Below are 20,782 nucleotides of genomic sequence, written 5' to 3' on the forward strand. Positions count from 1 at the left end.
ATACCTTCCGCGCATGAAAAGACCTCTCTTGACGGCTTATCGCGACCGGCTTACGGTCTGCGTCTACAGATGCAGACCGGATACGCGTCCATAGACAGTCGGCTCCGGTTTTCCGAGCAATTCATCCCCTGATCATCGGAGAGACGATGCTGTCTTCCGTACGTTCCCGCGTCCTCGCGGTCGCGGCGGTGGTCCTGTGCGGCAGTTCCTGCACCGTGGCGAACAGTCCGTCGGGCGACGCCGGAGACGCGGGCAGTACGTTGCGCGTCGTCCTCGCGCAGGAACCGCCGACCCTCGAACCCTGCGAAGCCTCGCTCACCTCGACCGGCGTGGTGGTCCGCTCCAACATCAGCGAACCGCTGCTGGAACGGGATCCCGGTTCCGGTGACCTGCGCCCGCTGCTGGCCACGGCCTGGCGGCAGACCGCGCCGACCACCTGGACCTTCGACCTCCGTGCCGGGGTCATCTTCCACAATGGACAACCGTTCACCGCGCAGGACGCCGCCTTCTCCATCGACCGCGCGGTGAACTCGGACCTCCAGTGCAATGTGGACGGTTACGTCTTCGATGACGACGAGAAGCTGGGCCTGGAGGTCAGCGGGGACACCGGGCTGACCGTGCACACCGTCAAGCCGGACCCGATCCTGCCGCTGCGGCTGAGCTTCGTCGAGATGGTGCCGCGCACCACGAGCACCACGGCGAAGGTGCGCGAACCGGTGGGCACCGGGCCCTACGCCATCGAGAGCTGGGAGACCGGGGTGTCGATCACCTTGCGGCGCAACGAGAACTACTGGGGAGAACCACCGGCGTTCCCGACCGCGCGCTACGTCTGGCGTTCGGAGCCGAGCGTGCGGGCGGCGATGATCACCCGCGGGGAGGCCGATCTGGCCACCACGCTCAATCCCGAGGACGCGACCGAGGAGAACTCGGTGGCCTACCCCAACAACGAGACCACCGCGCTGCGGCTGGACGGCCGCGAAGCCCCGCTCGACGACATCCGGGTGCGCAAGGCGATCGGCATGGCGGTCGACCGCGAAGGCATCGTCGGCACCCTGCTGGCCGGGCTGGCCGAACCGGCCGCGCAGCTGATCCCGGACGGGGTGGTCGGCTTCAACCCGACGCTCAAGGCCGCGGCCTACGACCCGGAAGCCGCCCGCGCGCTGATCCGCGAGGCCGCCGCCGACGGCGTGCCGGTCGAGAAGAAGATCACCCTGGTGGCCAGGAACACCCAGTTCCCCAGGGTGGCCGAGACCGCCGAAGCGCTGCAGTACGAACTGGCGCAGGTCGGGTTGAACGTGCAGATCCAGATGGCGGACACCGCGGCGCACCTGGAGTACCAGCTGCGGCCGTTCCCGGCCGACGTCGGCCCGGTCGCCCTGCTGATCATGCACGGCAACCAGGCGGGCGACGCGGCGTTCACCACGAGCCAGTACCTGCGCTCCAACGGCCCGCAGTCCACCTTCGGCACTCCCGAACTCGACGCCAGGATCGCCGAAGCCGGTGGGCTGGCCGGACCGGTCCGGCAGGACGCGTTCGCGGCGATCTTCGCCGACCAGAACGAATCCGTGGCGCAGTACGTGCACCTGGCCCACATGCGCGGCCTGCTCGGCATCGCGAAATCCGTGCGGTACCAACCGGATTCGGCGACCGGGGACGAGATGCGCCTGGCCGCCGTGCGGCCGGCGTCGGCTGGAGAGGCGCGCTGATGCTGACCTTCCTGCGCAAACGCGTCGTCTCCAGTGCGATCCCGCTGGTTTTTGTGGTGCTGGGCGTGTTCTGCCTGGCGCGGCTGACCGGCAACCCGGTCAACCTCTACCTGCCGCTGAGCGCCACCGCCGAGCAGCGGGCCGCGTTCTCCGCCGAGCACGGGTTCGACCAGCCGATCCTGGTGCAGCTGTGGGACTACCTCGGCCAGGTCGTCCAGCTCGACTTCGGCACCTCGCTGCGGACCGACCAGCCTGCCGCGGAGATGGTGCTCACCGCGTTCCCGGCCACCCTGCAACTCGCCGCGGTGACCATGCTGATCGCCGCGGCCGGTGCGGTGCTGATCGGCTGCCTCGCCGCGTACCGGCCGAACTCGCTGGCCGACCGGATCTCCAGCTTCCTGTCGATGACCGCGGCCAGCATCCCGGACTTCTGGTTCGCCATCATGGGCGTGCTGGTCTTCGGCGTGAGCCTGGAGTGGCTGCCGACCTCCGGGGTCAGCGGCGGCCCCGAGGTCTGGGTGCTGCCGATCGCCACCCTGCTGATCCGCCCGTTCGGCGTGCTCGTGCAGGTGGTGCGCGGGGCGATGGTGGCCGCGTTGTCCGCGCCCTACACCAAGGTGGCCCGCAGCAAGGGCGCGAGCGAGAAGCGGGTGGTGTTCGGGCACGCGCTGCGCAACGCCACCACGCCCGCGCTGACCGTCGCCGGTGATCTCACCATCGGCCTGGTCAACGGCGCCGTGGTGGTGGAGACCATCTTCGGCTGGCCGGGCATCGGCAAGCTGATGATCGACTCGATCCTGCAGCGGGACTTCGCCGTGCTCCAGGCGGCCGTGCTGCTGACCGCGGTGACGATCTTCCTGCTGAACATCCTGATCGACCTCTGCTACGCCCTGCTCGACGCCCGCGTGCGCCAGGTAGTCCCGGCCTGATCCCTGCTCAAGGAGCCAACGATGACCACCACCATCGGCAAAGCCACCCGCGCCCCGGCCGCTCGCCGGGCGCGCTGGTGGACCCTGCTCGGCCGTGACCGCTTCGCCGCGGTCGCCGCCGTGGTGCTCGGGCTGGTGCTGCTGACCGCGTTGCTCGGCCCGCTGCTCACCGGGGACCGCGCGGTGCGCCAGGACCTGCGCGCGTCGCTGCGGCCGCCGTCGTTCGACCACGGGTTCTTCGGCCTGCTCGGCACCGACGTGCTGGGCCGCAGCGTGCTCGCCCGGCTGATCGACGCCGCCGGGACCACGCTGTCGGTGGCGATCCCGGCGGTGCTCTGCTCGCTGGTGATCGGCGCGACGCTGGGCATGTGGGCCGGGTACCACGGCGGCGTGCGGGAGAACGTCGCGATGCGGGTCGCCGACGTGATCCTGAGCTTCCCGTCGCTGCTGCTCGCCGTGGTGGTGCTCTACGTGTTCGCGCCCAGCGTCGGCAACATCGTGCTGATCCTGGCGATCGCGCGCATCCCGGTCTACCTGCGCACGGCGCGCGCCGAAGCGGCGGAGCTGAAGAGCAGGCTGTTCGTCGACGCGGCCCGCACCTTCGGCGCGACCAGCTGGCCGACGATCTACCGGCACATCCTGCCGATCGCGCTGCCCACCCTGCTCACCGTCGCCACGCTCGACTTCTGCTTCGTCATGCTCACCGAATCGTCGCTGAGCTTTCTCGGCATCGGCATCCAGCCACCGGACGTCAGCTGGGGCCTGATGGTCGCCCAGGGCCGCCAGTACCTGCAGACGGCGTGGTGGATCGCGGTGCTGCCCGGGGTCGCCATCGTGGTGACCACGGTTTCGGCCACCGTGCTCGCCGCCTGGGTGCGCCTGGCCACCGATCCGGCCCAGCGCTGGCGGCTCACCCTGCCGCGGCGCACGCGCGGCGCCCGTCCCACCACCACGGAGGTCACCGGATGAACGCGGCAGCTCCCACCAGGTCCGGTTCGGACACCGAGGCCGGGGCGGTGGCACTGGAGGTCGACCGGCTCAGCGTGGACCTCCGCACCCCGGCGGGCACCGTCCGCGCGGTCGACCAGGTCTCGTTTTCCGTGCGCCGGGGCCGGACGCTGGCGCTGCTCGGTGAGTCCGGCTGCGGCAAGTCGATCACCGCGCAGACCATCGTCGGCCTGCTCGACCCGATCGCCGAGGTGGCCGGCGGCTCGGTCCGGGTGGCCGGTACCGACGTGCTGAAGCTCGGCCGCACCGAACGCCGCCGGCTGGCCGGTCCGGTGCTCTCCATCGTCTTCCAGGACGCGCTGGCCGCGATGAACCCGGTGCAGCCGGTCGGCAGGCAGCTCGGCGAGCCGTTCCGCATCCACCAGGGACTGTCCCGGCGCGCGGCGCGGGAGAAGGCCATCGAACTGATGGAGCTGGTCGGCATCCCGGAACCGCGGGCGAGGGCCCGGTCCTTCCCGCACCAGTTCTCCGGCGGCATGCGGCAGCGACTGCTGATCGCGATGGCCGTCGCGCTCGGCCCGCAGGTGCTGATCGCCGACGAGCCGACCACCGCGCTCGACGTGACCGTGCAGGCGCAGGTGATGCGCTTGCTGCGCGACCTGCGGACCGAGCGTGAGATGGCGCTGGTGCTGATCACGCACGACCTGGCGGTGGTCGCCGAGCAGGCGGACGACGTCGCGATCATGTACGCCGGGAACGTGGTCGAAACCGGGCCGGTGCGCGAGGTCTTCGCCGACCCGAAGCACCCCTACACCCGCGGTCTGCTCGATTCGGTGCCCGAGCACGGGGTGCGGGGCCGGCCGCTGCACGCCGTGCCGGGCAGTCCGCCGGAACTCAGCGCGGTGCCGTCCGGCTGTGTTTTCCAGGCGCGGTGCCCGAAAGCCGCCGACCTGTGCGCCGAAGAGCGCCCGCGGCTGACTCCGGCGGACGGGACCCGGTCGGCCGCCTGCTACTTCCCGGAACAGGAGCGCACCAATGCCTGACACCCTGCTCGAGGTCAGCGGCATCCGGAAGTCCTTCCGGGTGGGCAAGAACCGGCTGCGGGCACTGGACGGCGTCGACCTCCGGATCGGCCGCGGGGAAACCGTCGGGCTGGTGGGGGAGTCGGGCTGCGGCAAGTCCACCCTCGCCCGGGTGCTGATGCTGCTGGAACGACCGGACGAAGGCACCGTGCGGTACGCCGGGACCGACCCGTTCTCGTTGCGCGGCAAGGAACTGCTGGCCTGGCGGCGCCGGGTGCAGATGGTCTTCCAGGACCCGTTCGCCTCGCTGAACGCCCGGATGACCGCGGCCGAGCTGATCGGCGAACCGTGGCGCACGCACCGCGACGTGGTGCCGACCGCGAGCGAACGGGCGGCGCGGACCAGGGAACTGCTGGACCTGGTCGGCCTGCGGGCCGGGGACGCCGAGCGGTATCCGAACGAGTTCTCCGGCGGGCAGCGCCAGCGCCTCGGCATCGCCCGCGCGCTGGCGCTGAACCCCGACCTGATCATCTGCGACGAGCCGGTGTCCGCTTTGGACCTCTCGGTGCAGGCCCAGGTGCTCAACCTGCTCGCCGAACTGCAGCAGCGGCTCGGTGTGTCCTATCTGTTCATCTCCCACGACCTGTCCGTGGTCCGCCACGTCGCGGATAGGGTCTCGGTCATGTATCTGGGAAAGGTGATCGAGCACGGGCCCACCGAGGCGGTGTTCGACCAGCCGGTGCACCCGTACACGGCCGCGCTGATGTCGGCCGCGCCCTCGCTGGACGTCTCCGGGGCCGAGCGCGAGGACCGAATTTTGCTGCGGGGTGAGCTGCCCTCACCGCTGGACCCGCCGTCGGGCTGCCGGTTCCGCACCCGCTGCTGGCTGGCCACCGATCGCTGCGCCGCGGAGGAACCACCCGTGGTCACCGAATCCGGCACGCACGAAGGGCTCTGCCACTTCCCGCTCACCGCGGCGGCCACGGGGTGAGCGTTCCGGCCTTCTGCCTGCTCTCGGCGGTGGTGCTGGTCGGCTCGCTGCTCCAGGTCTCCATCGGGTTCGGGCTCGGCATGCTCGCCGCGCCGGTGATCGCGCTGCTCGACCCGACGCTGGTGCCGGTGGTGCTGCTCCTGCTGGCCACCGGGGTGACCACGGCGACGGTGCTGGCCGAACGCGCGCACCTGGACCTGCGCGGGGCGGGCTGGGCGCTGGGCGGGCGGGTGCCCGGCACGATCGCCGGGGCGGCCCTGGTCGCTTTCCTGCCCGCCAAGGCGCTCGCGCTCAGCGTGGCCGCGGTGGTGCTGGCCGGGGTGGTGGTGAGCCTGCGCGGGTTCCGCCCGCGCCCGACCCCGCGCGCGGTGGCGCTGGCCGGGGCCGCGTCCGGGCTGATGGGCACGGCGACCTCGATCGGCGGGCCGCCGATGGCGCTGGTCTGGCAGCGCTACGCCGGGCCGAAGATGCGTGGCACGATGAGCGCGTTCTTCCTGGTCGGTTCGGTGCTGAGCCTGGGCGCGCTGGCCGTGGCCGGGGTGGTGCACCTGGAAACGCTGCGTTATTCGGCCTTGCTGGCGCCCGCCGCGGCGGCCGGGGTGCTGCTCGCGCGCCCGTTGTCGAGGCATCTCGACGAGAGCCGCACGCGTGGCGTCGCGATGGCGCTCGCGGTCGCCGGCGCGGTGACGCTCACCGTCCAGCAGTTCCTCTGACCACATTGGACAGTGCCTGCCCGGTCGCCAGCCGGTGGATGTTCGCGGCGATTTCGCGGGCTCGGCCGGTGAAGGTCTCGCGTGTGTGCCCGGAGTGGTGCGGGGTCAGCACCACGTTCTCCAGTTCGTGGAACGGCCGCGTGTACCCGGTGGCGCCGCCACCGTCCTTCGGGTGGCTCCACCAGACGTCCAGCGCCGCGCCGCCGATCCGTCCTTCGACCAGAGCCTCGAAGAGCGCGTCCTCGTCGACGAGCGGGCCGCGGGCGACGTTGACCAGCAGCGCGTCCGGCCGCATCCGCGCGAGTTCCGCGGTGCCGATCAATCCCTTGGTGGCGGCGGAAAGGGGCACGGTGAGCACCACCAGATCCGAGTCGCCCAGCAGGTCGTGGAGCCGGTCGTCGCCCTCGACCCGGACCGGCCGCAGATCCGGCGGCAGCGGTGCCGAGGGGTTCCGGCGGACCGCGCGGACCGCCATGCCCAGCGCGGTGGCCGCCCGCGCCACCTGCTGCCCGATCTCGCCGAAGCCGACCACCCCGAGCGTGCGCCCGGCCAGCGTGCCGCCGAGCGGGACCGCCGGATCCAGTGCGACGGACCCCCAGATCCCCTGTCGCAGCAGGCGATCCGCGCGGAGCACCCGGCGGGAGAGCATCAGCGCCACCATCACCACGTGCTCGGCGATGGACCGGCCGTGGTGGAAGGTGTTGCACACCAGCGTTTCCGGGGCGAGCGCGGCCAGCGGAACGCGGTCGAGACCGGCGCCGGTGACGTGCACCAGCCGCAGTCCGGCGCCCGCTTCCGCCATCGGCACGGTCATCCGGGACGCCACCAGCACGTCCGCGCCCGGCAGGCGCGCGATCACCTCGTCGTCCGGACGGCCCGCGAGGAACTCCCAGTCGTGGCCGTCGGTTCCGCCGCGGGTCAGCTCGCCGGTGAAGCGGCTCAGGATCGGATCGGACAGCAGGATCCTCATCCGGTCACCAGCGCGGCGCGGCCGGATCGAAGTCCGGCTCGAACCGGCGGAAGTAGCCGGTGTCGTCGCGTTCGCGGATACCGCAGGCCAGGTACTGCTCGTGCAGCCGGGCCAGCGCGTCGCGGTCCAGTTCGACGCCGAGGCCGGGCCCGGTCGGCACCGCGACCGCGCCGCCTTCGAAGGCGAGCGCGCCCGGCACGATCACGTCGTCGGCCGCGCCCTTCCACGGCCAGTGCGTGTCGCAGGCGTAGGTGAGGTTCGGCGTGGCGGCGGCGAGATGGGTCATCGCCGCCAGGCTGATGCCGAGATGCGAGTTGGAATGCATGGACAGCCCCAAATCGAAGGTGTCGCAGATCCCGGCCAGCGTGCGGGAGCGGTCGAGGCCGCCCCAGAAGTGGTGGTCGGACAGGATCACCTGCACCGCGTTTTGCTCGACGGCGGGCTTGACCTGGTCGAAGGCGACCACGCACATGTTGGTGGCCAGCGGCATGGGCACCTCGCGCGCGACCGCCGCCATGCCGTCGATGCCGGTGGTCGGGTCCTCCAGGTACTCGAGAACGCCGTCGAGGCGCTGCCCGACCCGGATCGAGGTCTCCACGCTCCAGGCGCCGTTCGGGTCGATCCTCAGTGGATGGTCGGGGAAAGCCTTGCGCAGCTCGAGAATCGCTTCGATCTCGGCGTCCGGTTCGAACACCCCGCCCTTGAGCTTGATCGCGCTGAAGCCGTACTCGCCGATCATCTTCCCGGCCTGCGCGACGAGTTGGGCGGGGTCGAGCGCGGCGCCCCAGGTGTCGTCCTCGGCGCCGGGGTGACCGGCCCACTTGTAGAAGAGGTAGGCGCTGTAGTCGACCCGGTCCCGGACCGCGCCGCCGAGCAGGTCGCTGACCGGACGGCCGATCGCCTTGCCCTGGATGTCCAGGCAGGCCACCTCGAACGGGGAGAGCACCCGGTCCGCGGTGCTGCTGCCGGTGACCATTCCGCTCATGCCGTGCCCGCCCTTGCTCCGGTCGGCGGCGAGCGCGGCGCGGATCCGGTGGGCGATTTCGTTGATCTGCCACACGTCGACGCCGGTGAGTTCGGCAGCCGCGAGCCGGAGCCGGTCGAGGTGCCCGGCGTCGCCGTAGGTCTCACCGAGCCCGGTCAGCCCCGAGTCGGTGACCAGTTCGACGATCGCGCGCAGGGCGAAGGGCTCGTGCACACCGACGGTGTTGAGCAGCGGGAGATCGGCGAAGGCCACCGGGGTGATGCGCACTTCCCGGATGCGGTGGGACTCGTTGGGCACCAGTGGACCTCCGATCGGGGGTGTTTCGCCCGACCCTAACCCGAGGCTGTCCACATGTGAAGACACCTGTCGCATATGTAGACGACTTCACGTCTCGATCGACGTCGCCGCCTGTTCGATGGTTTCGCGGGCGCGGCGCATCGCGGTCAGGATCTCCGCCTCGCGGGCCGGGGTCAGCCGGGTCAGCGGCACCGAGCAGCTGATCGCGTCGGTGGCCGGGGTGGTGTAACGCAGCGGCAGCGCGAAGCACTGGAGGCCGACGCTGTTCTCCTCGCGGTCGACCGCGTAACCGCGCTCGCGGATCTCGGCGAGGTCGTCCAGCAGCGCGGGCCGGTCGGTCAGCGTGTGCGGGGTGAGCGCGGTCAGCTTTTCCGGCAGGTGCTCGTCGAGCTGGTCGGGTTCGAGTTCGGCCAGCAGCGCCTTGCCGAGCGCGGTGGAGTAGGCGGGCAGGTCGCGGCCGACGCGGCTGTGCGGGCGCAGGTACTGGCTGGAGGCGCGGGTGACCAGGTAGACCACGTCCTCGCCGTCGAGCCTGCCGAGGTGGAAGGTCTCGTCGAGGTGCTCACCGAGCATGTCCAGCACGGGTTTTGCGATGCGTACGCAAGGGTCGGTGTCGAGATAGGTGGTGCCGGCGAGCAGTGCGCGGATGCCGATCCCGTACAGGGTGCCCGAGGCGTCGGTGCGCACCCAGCCGTACTTGGCCAGCGTCCGGAGGAGGGCGTAGCAGCTGCTGCGCGGCATGCCGAGCGCTTCGCTCAGCTCGCGCAACCGGGCCGGGCGATTGCGGCGGGCGGCGAGCAGTTCCAGCAGCTCCAGCGTGCGGGCCGCGGACTTCACCTCGCGGACCCCGCCCACCTGCTCCCCGGACTCCGGTGCGGCCATCAACGCTCTCCTACCTGCTCGGACACGAGCGAACACGGTACCCCGGCGAGGATCGGGCTCCTCACTCTTGGTGGGCGGGGCTGGGACGATCACGGGATGGGGAATGCCACGCATGACTGGTCTCGCGCAGTGGACGCCGAGCACTTGGCGTTCATCCGCGGCAACCAGGAGGTGTTCGCGCCCACCGGTGTCGCGCACCTGGTCTTCGAAGTCCTCGCCTACGCGGCTGAGGAAGCCGAGACCGGCAACGGCGACCGGTGCGTGGTCACGCTGCGCGAGGACGGCTCCATCACCGTGGCCGACAACGGGCGCGGCACCGCGACCCGCGTCGACGGACAGGGGCGGGCGGTGCGCAAACCGATCATGTCCACCAAGGACCTCCGGTTCTTCGACCACCCGGACGCGCAGATCCTGCCCGACGGGCACCCACGCCGGGGGATTTCGGTGGTGGCGGCGCTCAGCGAGTGGCTCATCCACACCAACCGCCGCGACGGGGGAGCGTGGACCCAGCGTTACGAGCACGGCATCCCGGTCACCGGCCTGCAGCCGATCGACGGGGACGGCACCACCGGGACGACCGTCCACTTCCGGCCCGCCGAAGGGCTGCGGCCGCCGTCCGAAGTGGACGAAGAGGGGTGGCGCGGGATCACCGGAGAGACAGGGCAGGATGCGGCTCATGGGAAAAGTACTGGTGATCGGGGTTGATCCGGCGACGGTGCCCGGATTGGACGTGGAGGCGATCGAGGCGGCGCTTGCGCGCGGTCAGGCGCGGTTCGCCGAGCACGGCATCGAGGCCGACCTCTGCACGGTGGCGCTCGACGAGCACGCCACGCGGAAGATCACCGAGGCGCTCGAACGGGCGGACTACCGGTGCGTGGTGATCGGCGGCGGCATCCGCAAGCCGGAGCCGTTGCTCGAGTTCTTCGAGCAGGTGGTCAACCTGGTGCGGCGGCACGCGCCGGGAGCGGCCATCGCGTTCAACACCAGCCCGGAGGACAGCCTCGACGCGGCCCTGCGATGGTGGGCGTGACGGCAGCCGAAAGGACAGGAACCCCGCAGATGAGCCCCACCACGATCACCCGTGAACTCAGCGACGGCGTACTCACCATCACGCTGAACCGGCCCGAGCAGCTCAACGCGTTCACCGTGACCATGGCCGAGGAACTCGAAGCCGCGTTCACCGAGGTCAACACCGACGACGAGGTGCGGGCGGTGATCGTGACCGGTGCGGGCCGCGCGTTCTGCGCCGGGATGGACCTGAGCAGCGACGGGAACGTGTTCGGCCTCGACCCCGACCGGCGGCCGGGGCTGGCGGACATGGCCGATCTCGACGACCCGGAGCTGGCCAGGATCCGCGACACCGGCGGCCGGGTCACCCTGGCCATCCACGACTGCCGCAAGCCGGTGATCGCCGCGATCAACGGCGCGGCGGTCGGCATCGGCGCGACGATGACGCTGGCCATGGACGCCAGGCTGGCCGCGACCAAGGCACGCGTCGGGCTGGTGTTCGGGCGCCTCGGCATCGTGCCGGAGGCCGCGTCGACCTGGTTCCTGCCGCGGATCGTCGGCCTGCCGGCCGCACTGGACCTGGCCTACAGCGCCGACATTCTCGACGCCGCGCAGAGCCGGGAGATCGGCCTGGTGCAGAACGTGGTCGAGCCGGAGGAACTGCTCGACACGGCCAGGGCGCTGGCCGACCGGTGGACGCGCGGCCGGTCGCCGGTGGCCACCGCGCTCACCCGGCAGATGATGCGGCGCAACTCCGCCCGGCCGCATCCGGTCGACGCACACCGCGTCGACTCGCTGGCGATGTTCTACACCAGCATCGGCGACGGCATCGAGGGCGTGGCCGCGTTCCGGGAGAAGCGCGCCGCCGAGTTCACCGGCCGGGCCTCCGAGCTGCCGCCGTTCTACCAGGAGTGGCTCGACGCCACCCGCGACTGAGCCCTTCGTGTCCGGTGAACGCCTGACAGCACGCTGAGCCCGCTCCCGCTGGAATGGACCCTGTGACCGAGGGGGTCCGGCGGGGGACGGCCGCGGGGTGAAGGGTGGGGCGGATGGAGTTCCGGGTGCTGGGGCCGGTGGAGGTCCGGCGCGGCGAGGGGGCCGAGGTGCTGACCGGCAGCCTGCGGCGGACGCTGCTCGGCATCCTGCTCGCCCGCCGCGGCCGTCCGGTGCCGGTCGGCGTGCTGACCGACGCGCTGTGGGGGGAGCGGCCGGACCCGCGAGCACCGAAGAAGCTGCAACTGCACGTCCACCGGCTGCGCGCCATTCTCGACACGCCGGAACGGCTGTCCTTCGGTGCCGCGGGTTACCGGCTGCACGTACAGCCGGGTGAACTCGACGCGGACCGGTTCGAGGCGCTGGCCGAGGCCGGGATCGCGACCGCGCGGCGGGATCCCCAGCGCGCGGTCGAGTCGCTGCGCGCGGCGCTGGCGCTGTGGCACGGCAACGCGTTCGCCGACGACGACGTGCCGATGCTCGCCGACTGGGCGCGGCGGCTGGCCGAACTCCACCTCACCGCGATCGAATCGCTCTACCAGGCCGAACTGGAATGCGGCCTGCACGAGGCGGTGATCGGCGAGCTGACCGGGCTGGTGCGGGCGCACCCGCTGCGCGAACGGCTGCACGAACTGCTGATCACCGCGCTGCACCGGGCCGGGCGGCGGACGGAGGCACTGGACGCCTACCGCCGCGCGCACGGGGTGCTGGCCGCCGAACTGGGCCTGGCGCCGGGGCCCGCCTTGCGCGAGCTGCAACGCCGCGTGTTCCTCGAACCGGCGCCGACGACCAGGGCGGTGCCCGCCCAGCTCCCGGCGGACGTCGGCGCGCTCTCCGGCAGGCACGCCGAACTCGCCGAACTCGACGCCGCCGCGTCGCTGTCGGTGGTGACCGGGTCCGCCGGGATCGGCAAAACCGCGCTCGCGGTGCACTGGGCGCGACGGGCGCGCGACCGGTTCCCCGACGGGCAGCTCTACGCGGACCTTCGCGGTCACGCCGAGCCGGTCGCACCCGCCGTCGTGCTGGCCGGATTCCTGCGCGCACTCGGCGTGACCGCGATTCCCGAAGAACTCGACGAGCGCGCGGCTGCCTTCCGCACGCTCGTCGACCGGCGCCGGATGCTGGTACTGCTGGACAACGCGGGCAGCGCCGAGCAGGTGCGCCCGCTGCTGCCCGCCGGTTCCACCTGCTTCACGCTGGTGACCAGCCGGGACTCGCTGGCCGGGCTGGTCGTCCGCTACGGCGCGCACCGGATCAGGCTCGGGCGGCTGCCCGCGCCGGACGCGGCCGGGCTGCTGAGGGAGCTGCTCGGCGCCGACGCCGAGGGCGACACGGTGTCCGCGCTCGCCGAACTCTGCGCCGGCCTGCCGCTGGCCCTGCGGGTGGTGGCCGAACTGGTCAGGACCGACACCCCGGACCGGGCCGAGGTGATCCAGCGGACGCTCGCCGCGGTTACAGCACGGCCTCGTTCAGTTCGGCCAGCGTGATGACGCCGTCGTCGAGTGCGCGGGTGACGAGTTCGCTTTTGGTGCGGGCGGCGCGTCCGGCGTTGGCGTATTTGACGCGGACGCGGGCGATGTGGGTGTCGACGGTTTTGACGGTGATGTGGAGTTTGGCGGCGACGAGTTCTTTGGAGGAGGAGGCGAACCAGGCGCGGAGTACTTCGGTTTCGCGGGGTGAGAGGTGGGGGCGGTCGGGGGCGTCGTCGGCGGCGAGGGCGCCGGAGAGGGAGGGGGCGGTGTATCCGCGGCCGTGGGCGGCGGCGCGGATGGCGGGGACGAGGTGGTCTTGTCCTTCACGTTTGGTGAGGTATGCGAGGGCGCCGAGGTCGATGCATTTGATGGCGGTGGCGTTGTCGGCGTGCTGGGAGTACACGACGACGCGGCGTCCGCTGTCGACGAGGCGTCGTAGTTCGCCGAAGGCGGGTTTTCGGGGGACGAGTTCGAGGTCGAAGATGACGACGTCGGCGGTGGCGCCGTCGCCGGTCCAGACGGCGGCGAGGCGGTCTCCGGCGTCGATCAACTGGATGGGTGGGTCGGCTTGTTCGCACCAGTACCGCACTCCCGCGGCGATGGCCGCGTGATCGTCCACGATCACCGCCGTGATCAACTCGGCTCCCATCGTGCCTCCATCCAGACCGTGCCGTTGCCGTTGAAGGTCTCCACTCGCACGCCACCGGTGGCCGGTTCCGCGGTGACGTGCTCGTCGCAGTCGGCCACCACATTGACCGATACCAAGGTGTCGCTGCCCACCACGGTCACTCGCGCCCACGAGTCGGCTGTCGCGAGTGCGGTGAGCGCGGCGTCGGTGAGATCTCGCCGCACGGCCACCGGTGGTACGGGCCATTGTCCGCGCGCGTCCAGTTCGACTTCGACGCCTTTGCGGTCCGCGACGTCCGCGCAGTGGCGGAGTTCGTGCAGCAGCGGGTTTTCCACGGTGTCGGTCTCGGCGAACAGACGGCGCATCCTGGCCGCCTCGATCGCGGAGTTCCGCTGCACCAACGGATCCGAGGGCTTCAGCGAACCGTCGGCAAGTCCTTCGAGCAACGGTACGGTGGTGCCCGCCAGTTCGGCGAACCGTTGCGTGCGGCGGCGGTGCGCGGCCGAGGCGACGGCTTCGGCGGTGCGCACGCGTTCGAGCTTCCTGGCGGCTTCGTCCGCCTGCCTGGCGATCCGGCCCAGCACGGTGGCCATCACCGCCAGGCACAACGGCAGCCCGAACACCGTCACCGAGCCGGTGGCGAACCGCGCCAGCGACGACCGGGTCACGTCGTGGAACAGCAGCAGGTTCCCCAGCGCGAGTGCCTCGTGCGTGCCGAGGAAGAGCAACACCGTCCGGAATGGACGGTCGAGCAGCACCACCAGGCCGACCCAGTTCGCCGCCCCGAAAATCCAGTCCACCGTGCTGGAGGTCCGGTTCTGCGGCAGGGCCAGGTACGACAGCGCAGCCGCGGCGAGCACCACGGCGATGGCAGGCCGGCGCAGCGCGCCCCACGGCCGCCTCCGCCCCACCAGCACCGCCTCGGTGGCCAGCACCGCGGTCAGCAGGGCGGCGGCGACGACCTGGGCCGCGAGCGGCTCGTAGGTACCGGCGTGCCGCCACAGGTTGATCATGCCGAGCACGTCGACGGTCAGCACGGCGACCAGCAGGGTGGCGATCCGGAGGCCGCGCTCCAGTTGCGCCCTCGTCTCGGTCACGGCGCGCGCCAATCCAGGCGCACCACGGTGCCCGAGCCCTCGGCGGAGGTGATGGTGGCCGTGCCACCGGCCCGCGCCATCCGGCCGTGCACGGACTCGCGCAGTCCCCGGCGCGCGGCCGGGAGTTGCCCGGTGACCGCGAATCCCTTGCCCTCGTCGACGATTTCGACGCGCAGCTCGCGCGGATCACCGTGCAACCGGACCAGCGCCCGATCCGTTCCGGCGTGGCGGCGGACGTTGTTGAGCGCTTCCTGCGCGGCACCGGCGATCGCGCCTGCCACGTCGAACGGCAGCGACAACTCGGGCGGTGCGTCCAGCTCCACGGACAGGTGGCTGGCGTCCAGATCGGCACGCAGCAGCTCGACCAGATCGGCCTGGTCGCGGTCGTCACCGGTGGCGCTCAGCCGGTCGAGGTCGCGGCGGGCCTGCGGGGCCAGCCAGTCCGCGTCCGGCGGTACCTGTCCGGTGCCGACCATCAGCAGCGTGGTGGCCGCGGTGTCGTGCAGCGAGTTCGCCAGCTCACGTTCCTCGGCGCGCACGGCCTCCGCCACCGCCGATTCGCGGCGGGCCAGCTCGGCCTCGGCGGTCAGCCGGTCGGCGCGCCGGGCCGCCCGGCTGATGAGGACCCAGACCAGCCTGGACAGCGCGGCCATCGCCGGTACCCACATCTCCGACCCGCTCAGCTTCAGCCCGGCCACCGCGAAGGCGGCCAGCATCGAGCCACCGCAGACCAGCGCGGCGGTGAGCCCCGGCAGCGGCGCGGTGTGCCACTGCCAGGTCACCACGGCGAAGATGACCAGCAGCCGGAGCCAGCCGGTGTTGCGGTCGGCCACCGCGTCGGTCCAGAACACGCTCAGGCACAGGCAGCACAGCACGGCGGCGTCGAGCGCGACCGGCAGCCCGTCGCGTCGCCGCAGGTACCAGGCCTGCCCGCAGGTCCAGGCGACCGCGACGGCCAGGACGAGCGCGGTGGCGCCGAGGTTCTCCCCGGAGGGCCGCAGCAGCGCGATGGCGGCGACGAACGGCAACGGCGCCAGCCGCACGGCGACGGCGTACCGGCGGCCGAAGTCCTCCAGCAAGCGCACGGCTTCGCCAGCCATCCGTCACCTCGCCGGTTCGAAATCGGTCAAACAACGCGAGGGTGACGTTACCGGTCGCACCACGGCGGCCGGGAGCGGTCCCGACCCGGTGCCTGGTGCCGAGTCGGTGCTATGCGGTGTCCGGCAGCCCGGCCCGGTGGGCTTCGACGTGGGTCTTGAGCCTGGCCAGGGTGGTGGCGATGTTGGTGTTGTTCGTGCCGGCGCGATCCCGCTCGCCGGTGATGAAGATGGCGAACGGGATGAACCAGCGCGGTACCCGCAGCCAGTTCGTCACGGTGAGGCGGCAGCCGTCGCCCTCGGGGGCGAGGTCGTACTCCCAGCGGGAGATCGGCACGAAGAACGGGGTGCGCACGCGGTAGGTGAACCGGCGGCCCGGCTCGGCCTCGGTGATCTCGGCGTGGGTCACCCAGCGGCGCCAGCCGTTGCGGTTGGACCCGGAGAACCAGTTCCCGACGGCGGCACCGGTGGCCCCGCGGATCCACCGGGCCCGGTAGAACTCCTCGGCGAAGTCCGCCATCGCCACCGGGTCGCTGACCAGGCGGTACACCTCGTCCGGCGAAGCGTGGACAAAAACCTCGCCGACGGCGATCGGTTCGGTGTAGGTGAGCTTGTCCCTCGGATTCGGCGCCATTACACCTCCCAGTAGAACTGTTACCTCACCAGCGGGCCGGGGTGGCGTCAAGGCGCAAAAATCACGACGTAGTCAGGATTTCATCGCTTGTCCCTAGGTTGACGACGGCGAGAATCGCGCTCGCCGGAACCGAAGGGGAGAGAAATGGTTTTTTCACGGGCAACGCGCTGGGCGTGGGTGGCCGGTGCGGTGGCGTCGCTGGGGCTGGCGCTCGCACCGGGTGCGGCCGCGCAGGACAAGCTGGTGGTGACAAACGGACTGCAGATGGACCACGGTGCCGGGGTCACCCTGTGCACGCTGGGGCCGGTGGGCACGGACAACGCGGGCAGGCTGGTCGGCATCACCGCCGCGCACTGCTACGGCGGTGACGACGTGTACTTCCCCGGCAAGCGCGAACTGGGGCCGATCGGGAAGTACGCGTTCGTCTCGAAGGAGCAGGCCTACCGCGACTACGCGGTGATCGTGTTCGATCCGGCGAAGGTTTCGCTCAGTGCCAACGGACCGGCGCTGCGGATCGACAAGGTGCTCGACGGCGGCCTGCCCGCGGTCGGGTCGAACGTGTGCAAGGACGGGCGCACCACCGGCAAGACCTGCGGGCTGGTCGGCTCTAACACCGGCGGGCTGATCGCCTCGTTCGCGGTGAACATGCCTGGTGACTCCGGCGGGCCGCTGGTCGTCGCGCGCAATGACGGCACGGCAACCGAATGGGCCGGCATCGTGACGCGGGTCGCGCTGACCATGCCGCCGTTCATCTTCACCAGCGCGAAGAACATTCAGGACGACATCGCCACGCGCGGTCCGGACGCTCCCGGCGCCGGATTCACGCCGGTCAGTGATTGACCGTGAGGAGCGCGAAGTTGTCGAAAAAGGCCAAGTTGCCGAAAAGGTCGAAAAGAAAGGCGACCGCGGTGTTCGCGGCCGGCGCGGCGGTTTTCGCGCTGGCCGGGCCGTCGGCCGCGGCGAGCGCGGCGGCGCACCCGGTGACCCAGGCGGCCGTCGACAAGTACCGCGCCGGAAACGGTGCGCCCGGCGCGGAAGCCGTGGTCCGCGAGCAGGACGAGCTGTGGGGCGTCACCAGCGGCACGAAGGTGCTGGGGCAGAACCAGCCGTTCGGCCCCGACGACCAGATCCGCGCGGGCAGCCTGACCAAGCCGTTCACCGCGGCCATGGTGCTGCAGCTGGTCGCCGAAGGGCGAGTCGACCTGGACGCCTCGGTCGAGACGTACCTGCCGGGTGTGGTGCGCGGCAACGGGTACGACGGCAATCGGATCAGTGTCCGGCAGCTGCTCAACCACACCAGCGGCGTCGCCGACTACCTGTGGCTCGGTGGCGGCCTCAACCCGATCGAGCAGCTCCGGCCGCACACGCTGGCGGAGGTGGCGGGCTGGGGCCTGGCGCAGCCGCCGTTGTTCGAGCCGGGCGCGAGATACCAGTACTCGAACACCAACTTCATCCTGGCCGGGATGATCATCGAGAAGGTCACCGGCAACACCTACGACCGGGAGCTGGCCGACCGGATCACCACCCCGCTCGGCCTGACGAAGACCTACCTGCCGAAGCCTGGCGACAAGACCCTGCCGCCCGGCCACGCGCGCGGGTACGTCGGCCGGTATCTCTACGTCGACTTCACCGAGCTGATCGAGCCGAGCGTCGGGCTGTCCGGCGGTGGGCTGGTGACCAGCGGGGCCGACGCGACGCGGTTCTTCCAGGCGCTCGCCGCCGGTGAGGTCGTGCCGCCCGCGCAACTGGCCGAGATGTTCCAGCCGGCCGAAGGCGGTCCGGCGTACGGCTACGGCCTTGGCGTGGAACGGTTCCAGCTGCCGTGCGGTGGTGAGGCGTGGGGCCACTACGGGCTCTGGCCCGGGTACCAGTCCGTCGCCGCGGCCACCGCGGACGGGCGAGCCGCCTTCGTCGCGGGCAACGTGATCAACAATCTCGCCGGGGAAAGCGGTTCCGTCGGTGGCGGGGGAGCGGTGCACCGCGGTGTCACGGTCACCGAGGTCCTCTGCGACCAGGGCTGAACGCGACCGGCCGCGCCGGGGCGGGGCTTCCCGTGCCGACGCGGCCGGTCGGTCACCCCGCGCTGGCCGGGTCGCTTGTGAGCCCGGCCAACGCGGTCCGCACTCGTTCGGCTTCGGCCTCGCGACGCTGGTTCCGGTACAGCGCCAGCGCTCGTGTCCAGGTCGCCGCGGCCTGCTCCACGTCACCCAGCGCCTGTTCGGTCCGTGCCAGGGAATCGAGCGTGGCGGCTTCGTCGTAGGCGCTGCCGGTGTCGCGGTACCGGGTGATGGCCTGCCGGTAGAAGACCGACGCCGCGTCGTGGTCGCCGCTGAGGCGCGCGATGTAGCCGAGGCTGTCCAGCGTGTGGGCCTCGCCGTAGTGGTTCTCGTGCTCGCGGTGCAGGGCGAGCGCGGCTTCGCAGTGCGCGCGGGCCTGTTCGTAGTGGCCCAGTCGCGCTTCGTACCAGCCCGCGGTGTTGCGCGTTTCCGCCTCACCGACCCGGTCGCCGAGGGAGCGGAACAGGTGCAGTGCCGAAAGGGCGTGTTCCAGCGCTCGCTGGTCATCGCCCTGGTGGGCGCGGATGAGGGTGAACGCGTGGTGCGCGTTGGCCTGCTCGAGCAGGTCGCCCTGTTCCTCGGCGAGGTTCAGCGAACGCCGCAGGTGCTGGGTGGCGTCCACGTACAGCCCGATCAGCACGTACCCACGGGCGAGCAGGCGGTGCGCCAGGGTTTGCGCGGCCGGGTCTGCCGAGCGCTCGGCGGCGGCGAGTCCGGCCCGCCACACCGTGACGTTCTCGTCGAGATGGCCCTGCCGCCAGCGGAAGCTCTGCAGGGTCCACGCCAGCTGCCAGACCAGTGCGTGCCAGCCCCGGTCGACCGCCAGCTGGTGCGTGGCCAGCAGATTTGCGTGCTCGGCTTCGAACCACGCCCACGCCGCGGCCGGTCCGTCCAGTGGCCGCGGCGAACCTGGCGGAAGCTGGATCGGCTGGCGTTGCGGGCTGACCAGCCGGTCGGCGGCGAACGAGGTGTGCAGGTAGAACTCGGTGAGCCGCCGCAGCCCGGCTTCCGCGCGGTCCGCGGTGAGGTCGTGGTCGGCACGCTCGGTGGCGTAGAGCCGGACCAGGTCGTGCATCCGGAAGCGGCCGGCGGTGTGCTCTTCGAGCAGCGAGATCCGCTCCAGCCGTCGCAGCACCTGTGCTGCCTGATCGAGGGGGAGCCCGGTGAGCGCGGCCGCGGCGTGCAGGCTGATGTCCGGCCCGGGAGCGAGTCCGAGCAGCGCGAACACCACGGCCTGCGCCGATTCCAGCGCGGCGTGGGTCCACGAAACGGCGGCGCGCACGCTGGCGGCGGGATCGTCGGCGTCCAGCGCGCCGAGCCGGGTGGCGGCGTCGCGGAGTTCGGCGGCCAGCGAGGCCAGCGGAAGGTCGGGCCGCAGCGATCCGCGCGCGGCCACCACGGCCAGCGCGAGCGGCAGTCCGGCGCAGCGGGTCAGCAGATCCGCGGTCGCTTCCGGTTCCGCGGCCAGCCGGTCCTCACCGAGGCGGGCGGTGAGCAGGGCGCGGGCGTCCGCCTCGGCCAGCACGTCCAGCGCGAGCGGGCGGGTGTTGTGCGCGGTGAGCAGCCCGGCCAGCCGGTCCCGGCTGGTCACCAGCACCGTGCAGGCGGCGCTGCCCGGCAGCAGGGGCACGACCTGGTGGGCGTCACGGGCGTTGTCCAGCACGATCAGCATCCGCCTGCCCGCCACCAGGCTCCGGTACAGCCCGGCTTGGGCGTCCAGGTCGGCCGGGATCGCGGCGGGCGGCACACCGAGTGCTTCGAGCAGGCCCCTGATCGCCTCGGCCGAGGTCACCGGCCGCCCGTCCGGCGCGAACCCGCGCAGGTCGAGGAACAACTGGCCGTCCGGGAAGTCCGCCAGGTGCCGGTGCGCCCAGTGCAGCGCCAGCCAGGTCTTGCCGACACCACCGCCGCCGCTGATCGCCGAGACCACCGCCGTCGCGCCGTTCGCCCCGGCCAGCGCGGCGTCCAGTCCGGCCAGCTCCTCGCGCCTGCCGACGAACCGGCCGGGCGGCGCGGGCAGCTGACGCGGTGCCGGACCGGCGGCCTCGGCACTGACCGAGGCGGCCAGCAGCTCGTCGCGTTCGGCGGGCTCGCAGTCCAGCGCTTCGGCCAGCCGCCGCACGGTCCGCACCCGTGGATTGCCGCGCTCGCCGGTCTCGAACCCGCGAAGGGTGCGGATGCCCACGCCGGACCGCTCGGCCAGTTGCTCCTGCGTCAGTCCCGCCCGCAACCGCGCCTGCCGCAGCAGCCCCCCGAACTGGCCCGTCACGTCCGTCCCTTCCCCGGTGACCGAACCCTAGCGAAGCGACCGGCCACATATGGCCGGTGCGCGGCCTGGTTGGTGACCAGCCGG

20 protein-coding genes are annotated in these 20,782 nt (G+C 71.7%); 12 read left to right on the forward strand and 8 right to left on the reverse strand.

The annotated features are described in order from the left end of the window. Window positions 1-146: 146 nt before the first annotated feature. The 6 genes from YIM_RS16385 to YIM_RS16410 are packed head-to-tail and all read left to right on the forward strand — an operon-like array spanning window position 147 to window position 6,309. Window positions 147-1,706 (forward strand): ABC transporter substrate-binding protein, encoded by a 1,560-nt coding sequence (locus tag YIM_RS16385; RefSeq protein ID WP_153031172.1) that lies wholly within the window; start codon window positions 147-149, stop codon window positions 1,704-1,706. After that, a complete protein-coding gene (locus YIM_RS16390; RefSeq protein ID WP_153031173.1) occupies window positions 1,706-2,635 on the forward strand; it encodes an ABC transporter permease in 930 nt (309 codons plus the stop codon). Before YIM_RS16385 ends, YIM_RS16390 begins: the two co-directional genes overlap by 1 nt. A 21-nt stretch (window positions 2,636-2,656) precedes the next feature. Then, window positions 2,657-3,604, forward strand: coding sequence for an ABC transporter permease (locus YIM_RS16395; RefSeq protein WP_153031174.1), 948 nt, complete (start codon window positions 2,657-2,659; stop codon window positions 3,602-3,604). Further along, window positions 3,601-4,626 carry an ABC transporter ATP-binding protein gene (locus tag YIM_RS16400; RefSeq protein ID WP_153031175.1) on the forward strand — a complete coding sequence of 342 codons (1,026 nt, stop codon included), beginning with the start codon at window positions 3,601-3,603 and terminating at the stop codon, window positions 4,624-4,626. The genes YIM_RS16395 and YIM_RS16400 overlap by 4 nt, the downstream gene beginning before the upstream one ends. Further along, complete coding sequence (locus tag YIM_RS16405) at window positions 4,619-5,596, forward strand: ABC transporter ATP-binding protein (RefSeq protein WP_153031176.1); 978 nt, start codon at window positions 4,619-4,621, stop codon at window positions 5,594-5,596. The genes YIM_RS16400 and YIM_RS16405 overlap by 8 nt, the downstream gene beginning before the upstream one ends. Then, entirely contained in the window at window positions 5,593-6,309 is a 717-nt protein-coding gene (locus YIM_RS16410) for a sulfite exporter TauE/SafE family protein (RefSeq protein WP_153031177.1), read from the forward strand. Before YIM_RS16405 ends, YIM_RS16410 begins: the two co-directional genes overlap by 4 nt. On the opposite strand, the gene YIM_RS16415 is transcribed toward YIM_RS16410, so the two are convergent. The 3 genes from YIM_RS16415 to YIM_RS16425 form a co-directional block, all read right to left on the reverse strand. Further along, entirely contained in the window at window positions 6,287-7,279 is a 993-nt protein-coding gene (locus tag YIM_RS16415; RefSeq protein WP_153031178.1) for a 2-hydroxyacid dehydrogenase, read from the reverse strand. The two genes, YIM_RS16410 and YIM_RS16415, sit on opposite strands and share 23 nt — an antisense overlap. Before the next feature lie 4 nt (window positions 7,280-7,283). Next, window positions 7,284-8,561 (reverse strand): glucarate dehydratase family protein, encoded by a 1,278-nt coding sequence (locus YIM_RS16420; protein ID WP_228004779.1) that lies wholly within the window; start codon window positions 8,559-8,561, stop codon window positions 7,284-7,286. 87 nt (window positions 8,562-8,648) lie between these two features. After that, window positions 8,649-9,443: an IclR family transcriptional regulator gene (locus tag YIM_RS16425; RefSeq protein WP_153031180.1), complete on the reverse strand. Its 795-nt coding sequence runs from the start codon at window positions 9,441-9,443 to the stop codon at window positions 8,649-8,651. A 96-nt stretch (window positions 9,444-9,539) separates the two neighbouring features. Between YIM_RS16425 and YIM_RS16430 the strand changes: the two genes are divergently transcribed. From YIM_RS16430 to YIM_RS16445, 4 genes are all read left to right on the forward strand, one after another. Next, window positions 9,540-10,148, forward strand: a complete 609-nt coding sequence (locus tag YIM_RS16430) for an ATP-binding protein (RefSeq protein WP_194240168.1) — start codon at window positions 9,540-9,542, stop codon at window positions 10,146-10,148. Beyond that, entirely contained in the window at window positions 10,120-10,473 is a 354-nt protein-coding gene (locus YIM_RS16435) for a hypothetical protein (protein ID WP_153031181.1), read from the forward strand. Before YIM_RS16430 ends, YIM_RS16435 begins: the two co-directional genes overlap by 29 nt. A 29-nt stretch (window positions 10,474-10,502) precedes the next feature. Further along, on the forward strand, window positions 10,503-11,387 hold the full coding sequence (locus YIM_RS16440) for a crotonase/enoyl-CoA hydratase family protein (RefSeq protein ID WP_153031182.1): 885 nt from the start codon (window positions 10,503-10,505) through the stop codon (window positions 11,385-11,387). A gap of 113 nt (window positions 11,388-11,500) precedes the next feature. Then, window positions 11,501-12,931, forward strand: a complete 1,431-nt coding sequence (locus YIM_RS16445) for a BTAD domain-containing putative transcriptional regulator (RefSeq protein ID WP_153031183.1) — start codon at window positions 11,501-11,503, stop codon at window positions 12,929-12,931. On the opposite strand, the gene YIM_RS16450 is transcribed toward YIM_RS16445, so the two are convergent. The 4 genes from YIM_RS16450 to YIM_RS16465 all read right to left on the reverse strand — a co-directional run bounded on the left by YIM_RS16450 (window position 12,897) and on the right by YIM_RS16465 (window position 16,372). Beyond that, window positions 12,897-13,565, reverse strand: coding sequence for a response regulator transcription factor (locus tag YIM_RS16450; RefSeq protein ID WP_153031090.1), 669 nt, complete (start codon window positions 13,563-13,565; stop codon window positions 12,897-12,899). The two genes, YIM_RS16445 and YIM_RS16450, sit on opposite strands and share 35 nt — an antisense overlap. After that, on the reverse strand, window positions 13,550-14,641 hold the full coding sequence (locus YIM_RS16455; protein ID WP_153031184.1) for a hypothetical protein: 1,092 nt from the start codon (window positions 14,639-14,641) through the stop codon (window positions 13,550-13,552). Before YIM_RS16455 ends, YIM_RS16450 begins: the two co-directional genes overlap by 16 nt. Next, a complete protein-coding gene (locus YIM_RS16460; RefSeq protein WP_153031185.1) occupies window positions 14,638-15,741 on the reverse strand; it encodes a sensor histidine kinase in 1,104 nt (367 codons plus the stop codon). Before YIM_RS16460 ends, YIM_RS16455 begins: the two co-directional genes overlap by 4 nt. Window positions 15,742-15,850: 109 nt before the next feature. Then, on the reverse strand, window positions 15,851-16,372 hold the full coding sequence (locus tag YIM_RS16465) for an SRPBCC family protein (RefSeq protein WP_153031186.1): 522 nt from the start codon (window positions 16,370-16,372) through the stop codon (window positions 15,851-15,853). A 144-nt stretch (window positions 16,373-16,516) separates the two neighbouring features. On the opposite strand from YIM_RS16465, the gene YIM_RS16470 reads away from it, so the two are divergent. Together YIM_RS16470 and YIM_RS16475 are read left to right on the forward strand one after the other, a co-directional pair. Next, window positions 16,517-17,212, forward strand: coding sequence for a peptidase S1 (locus YIM_RS16470; RefSeq protein ID WP_153031187.1), 696 nt, complete (start codon window positions 16,517-16,519; stop codon window positions 17,210-17,212). A 68-nt stretch (window positions 17,213-17,280) separates the two neighbouring features. Continuing rightward, window positions 17,281-18,393: a serine hydrolase gene (locus tag YIM_RS16475; protein WP_194240169.1), complete on the forward strand. Its 1,113-nt coding sequence runs from the start codon at window positions 17,281-17,283 to the stop codon at window positions 18,391-18,393. A 52-nt stretch (window positions 18,394-18,445) separates the two neighbouring features. On the opposite strand, the gene YIM_RS16480 is transcribed toward YIM_RS16475, so the two are convergent. Next, the gene (locus YIM_RS16480; RefSeq protein WP_153031189.1) at window positions 18,446-20,698 is read right to left on the reverse strand and encodes a helix-turn-helix domain-containing protein; all 2,253 of its coding nucleotides are present in this window, start codon (window positions 20,696-20,698) and stop codon (window positions 18,446-18,448) included. Between the last annotated feature and the right edge of the window lie 84 nt (window positions 20,699-20,782).

Source organism: Amycolatopsis sp. YIM 10 (assembly GCF_009429145.1).
Lineage (GTDB): Bacteria > Actinomycetota > Actinomycetes > Mycobacteriales > Pseudonocardiaceae > Amycolatopsis.

What these genes read in the sequence shown, in the direction of transcription:
- YIM_RS16385 (WP_153031172.1), top strand. Translation starts at nt 147, where the DNA reads ATGCTGTCTTCCGTACGTTCCCGCGTCCTCGCGGTCGCGGCGGTGGTC.
- YIM_RS16390 (WP_153031173.1), top strand. Translation starts at nt 1,706, where the DNA reads ATGCTGACCTTCCTGCGCAAACGCGTCGTCTCCAGTGCGATCCCGCTG.
- YIM_RS16395 (WP_153031174.1), top strand. Translation starts at nt 2,657, where the DNA reads ATGACCACCACCATCGGCAAAGCCACCCGCGCCCCGGCCGCTCGCCGG.
- YIM_RS16400 (WP_153031175.1), top strand. Translation starts at nt 3,601, where the DNA reads ATGAACGCGGCAGCTCCCACCAGGTCCGGTTCGGACACCGAGGCCGGG.
- YIM_RS16405 (WP_153031176.1), top strand. Translation starts at nt 4,619, where the DNA reads ATGCCTGACACCCTGCTCGAGGTCAGCGGCATCCGGAAGTCCTTCCGG.
- YIM_RS16415 (WP_153031178.1), bottom strand. Translation starts at nt 7,279, where the DNA reads ATGAGGATCCTGCTGTCCGATCCGATCCTGAGCCGCTTCACCGGCGAG.
- YIM_RS16425 (WP_153031180.1), bottom strand. Translation starts at nt 9,443, where the DNA reads ATGGCCGCACCGGAGTCCGGGGAGCAGGTGGGCGGGGTCCGCGAGGTG.
- YIM_RS16430 (WP_194240168.1), top strand. Translation starts at nt 9,540, where the DNA reads ATGGGGAATGCCACGCATGACTGGTCTCGCGCAGTGGACGCCGAGCAC.
- YIM_RS16435 (WP_153031181.1), top strand. Translation starts at nt 10,120, where the DNA reads ATGGGAAAAGTACTGGTGATCGGGGTTGATCCGGCGACGGTGCCCGGA.
- YIM_RS16440 (WP_153031182.1), top strand. Translation starts at nt 10,503, where the DNA reads ATGAGCCCCACCACGATCACCCGTGAACTCAGCGACGGCGTACTCACC.
- YIM_RS16445 (WP_153031183.1), top strand. Translation starts at nt 11,501, where the DNA reads ATGGAGTTCCGGGTGCTGGGGCCGGTGGAGGTCCGGCGCGGCGAGGGG.
- YIM_RS16450 (WP_153031090.1), bottom strand. Translation starts at nt 13,565, where the DNA reads ATGGGAGCCGAGTTGATCACGGCGGTGATCGTGGACGATCACGCGGCC.
- YIM_RS16460 (WP_153031185.1), bottom strand. Translation starts at nt 15,741, where the DNA reads ATGGCTGGCGAAGCCGTGCGCTTGCTGGAGGACTTCGGCCGCCGGTAC.
- YIM_RS16465 (WP_153031186.1), bottom strand. Translation starts at nt 16,372, where the DNA reads ATGGCGCCGAATCCGAGGGACAAGCTCACCTACACCGAACCGATCGCC.
- YIM_RS16470 (WP_153031187.1), top strand. Translation starts at nt 16,517, where the DNA reads ATGGTTTTTTCACGGGCAACGCGCTGGGCGTGGGTGGCCGGTGCGGTG.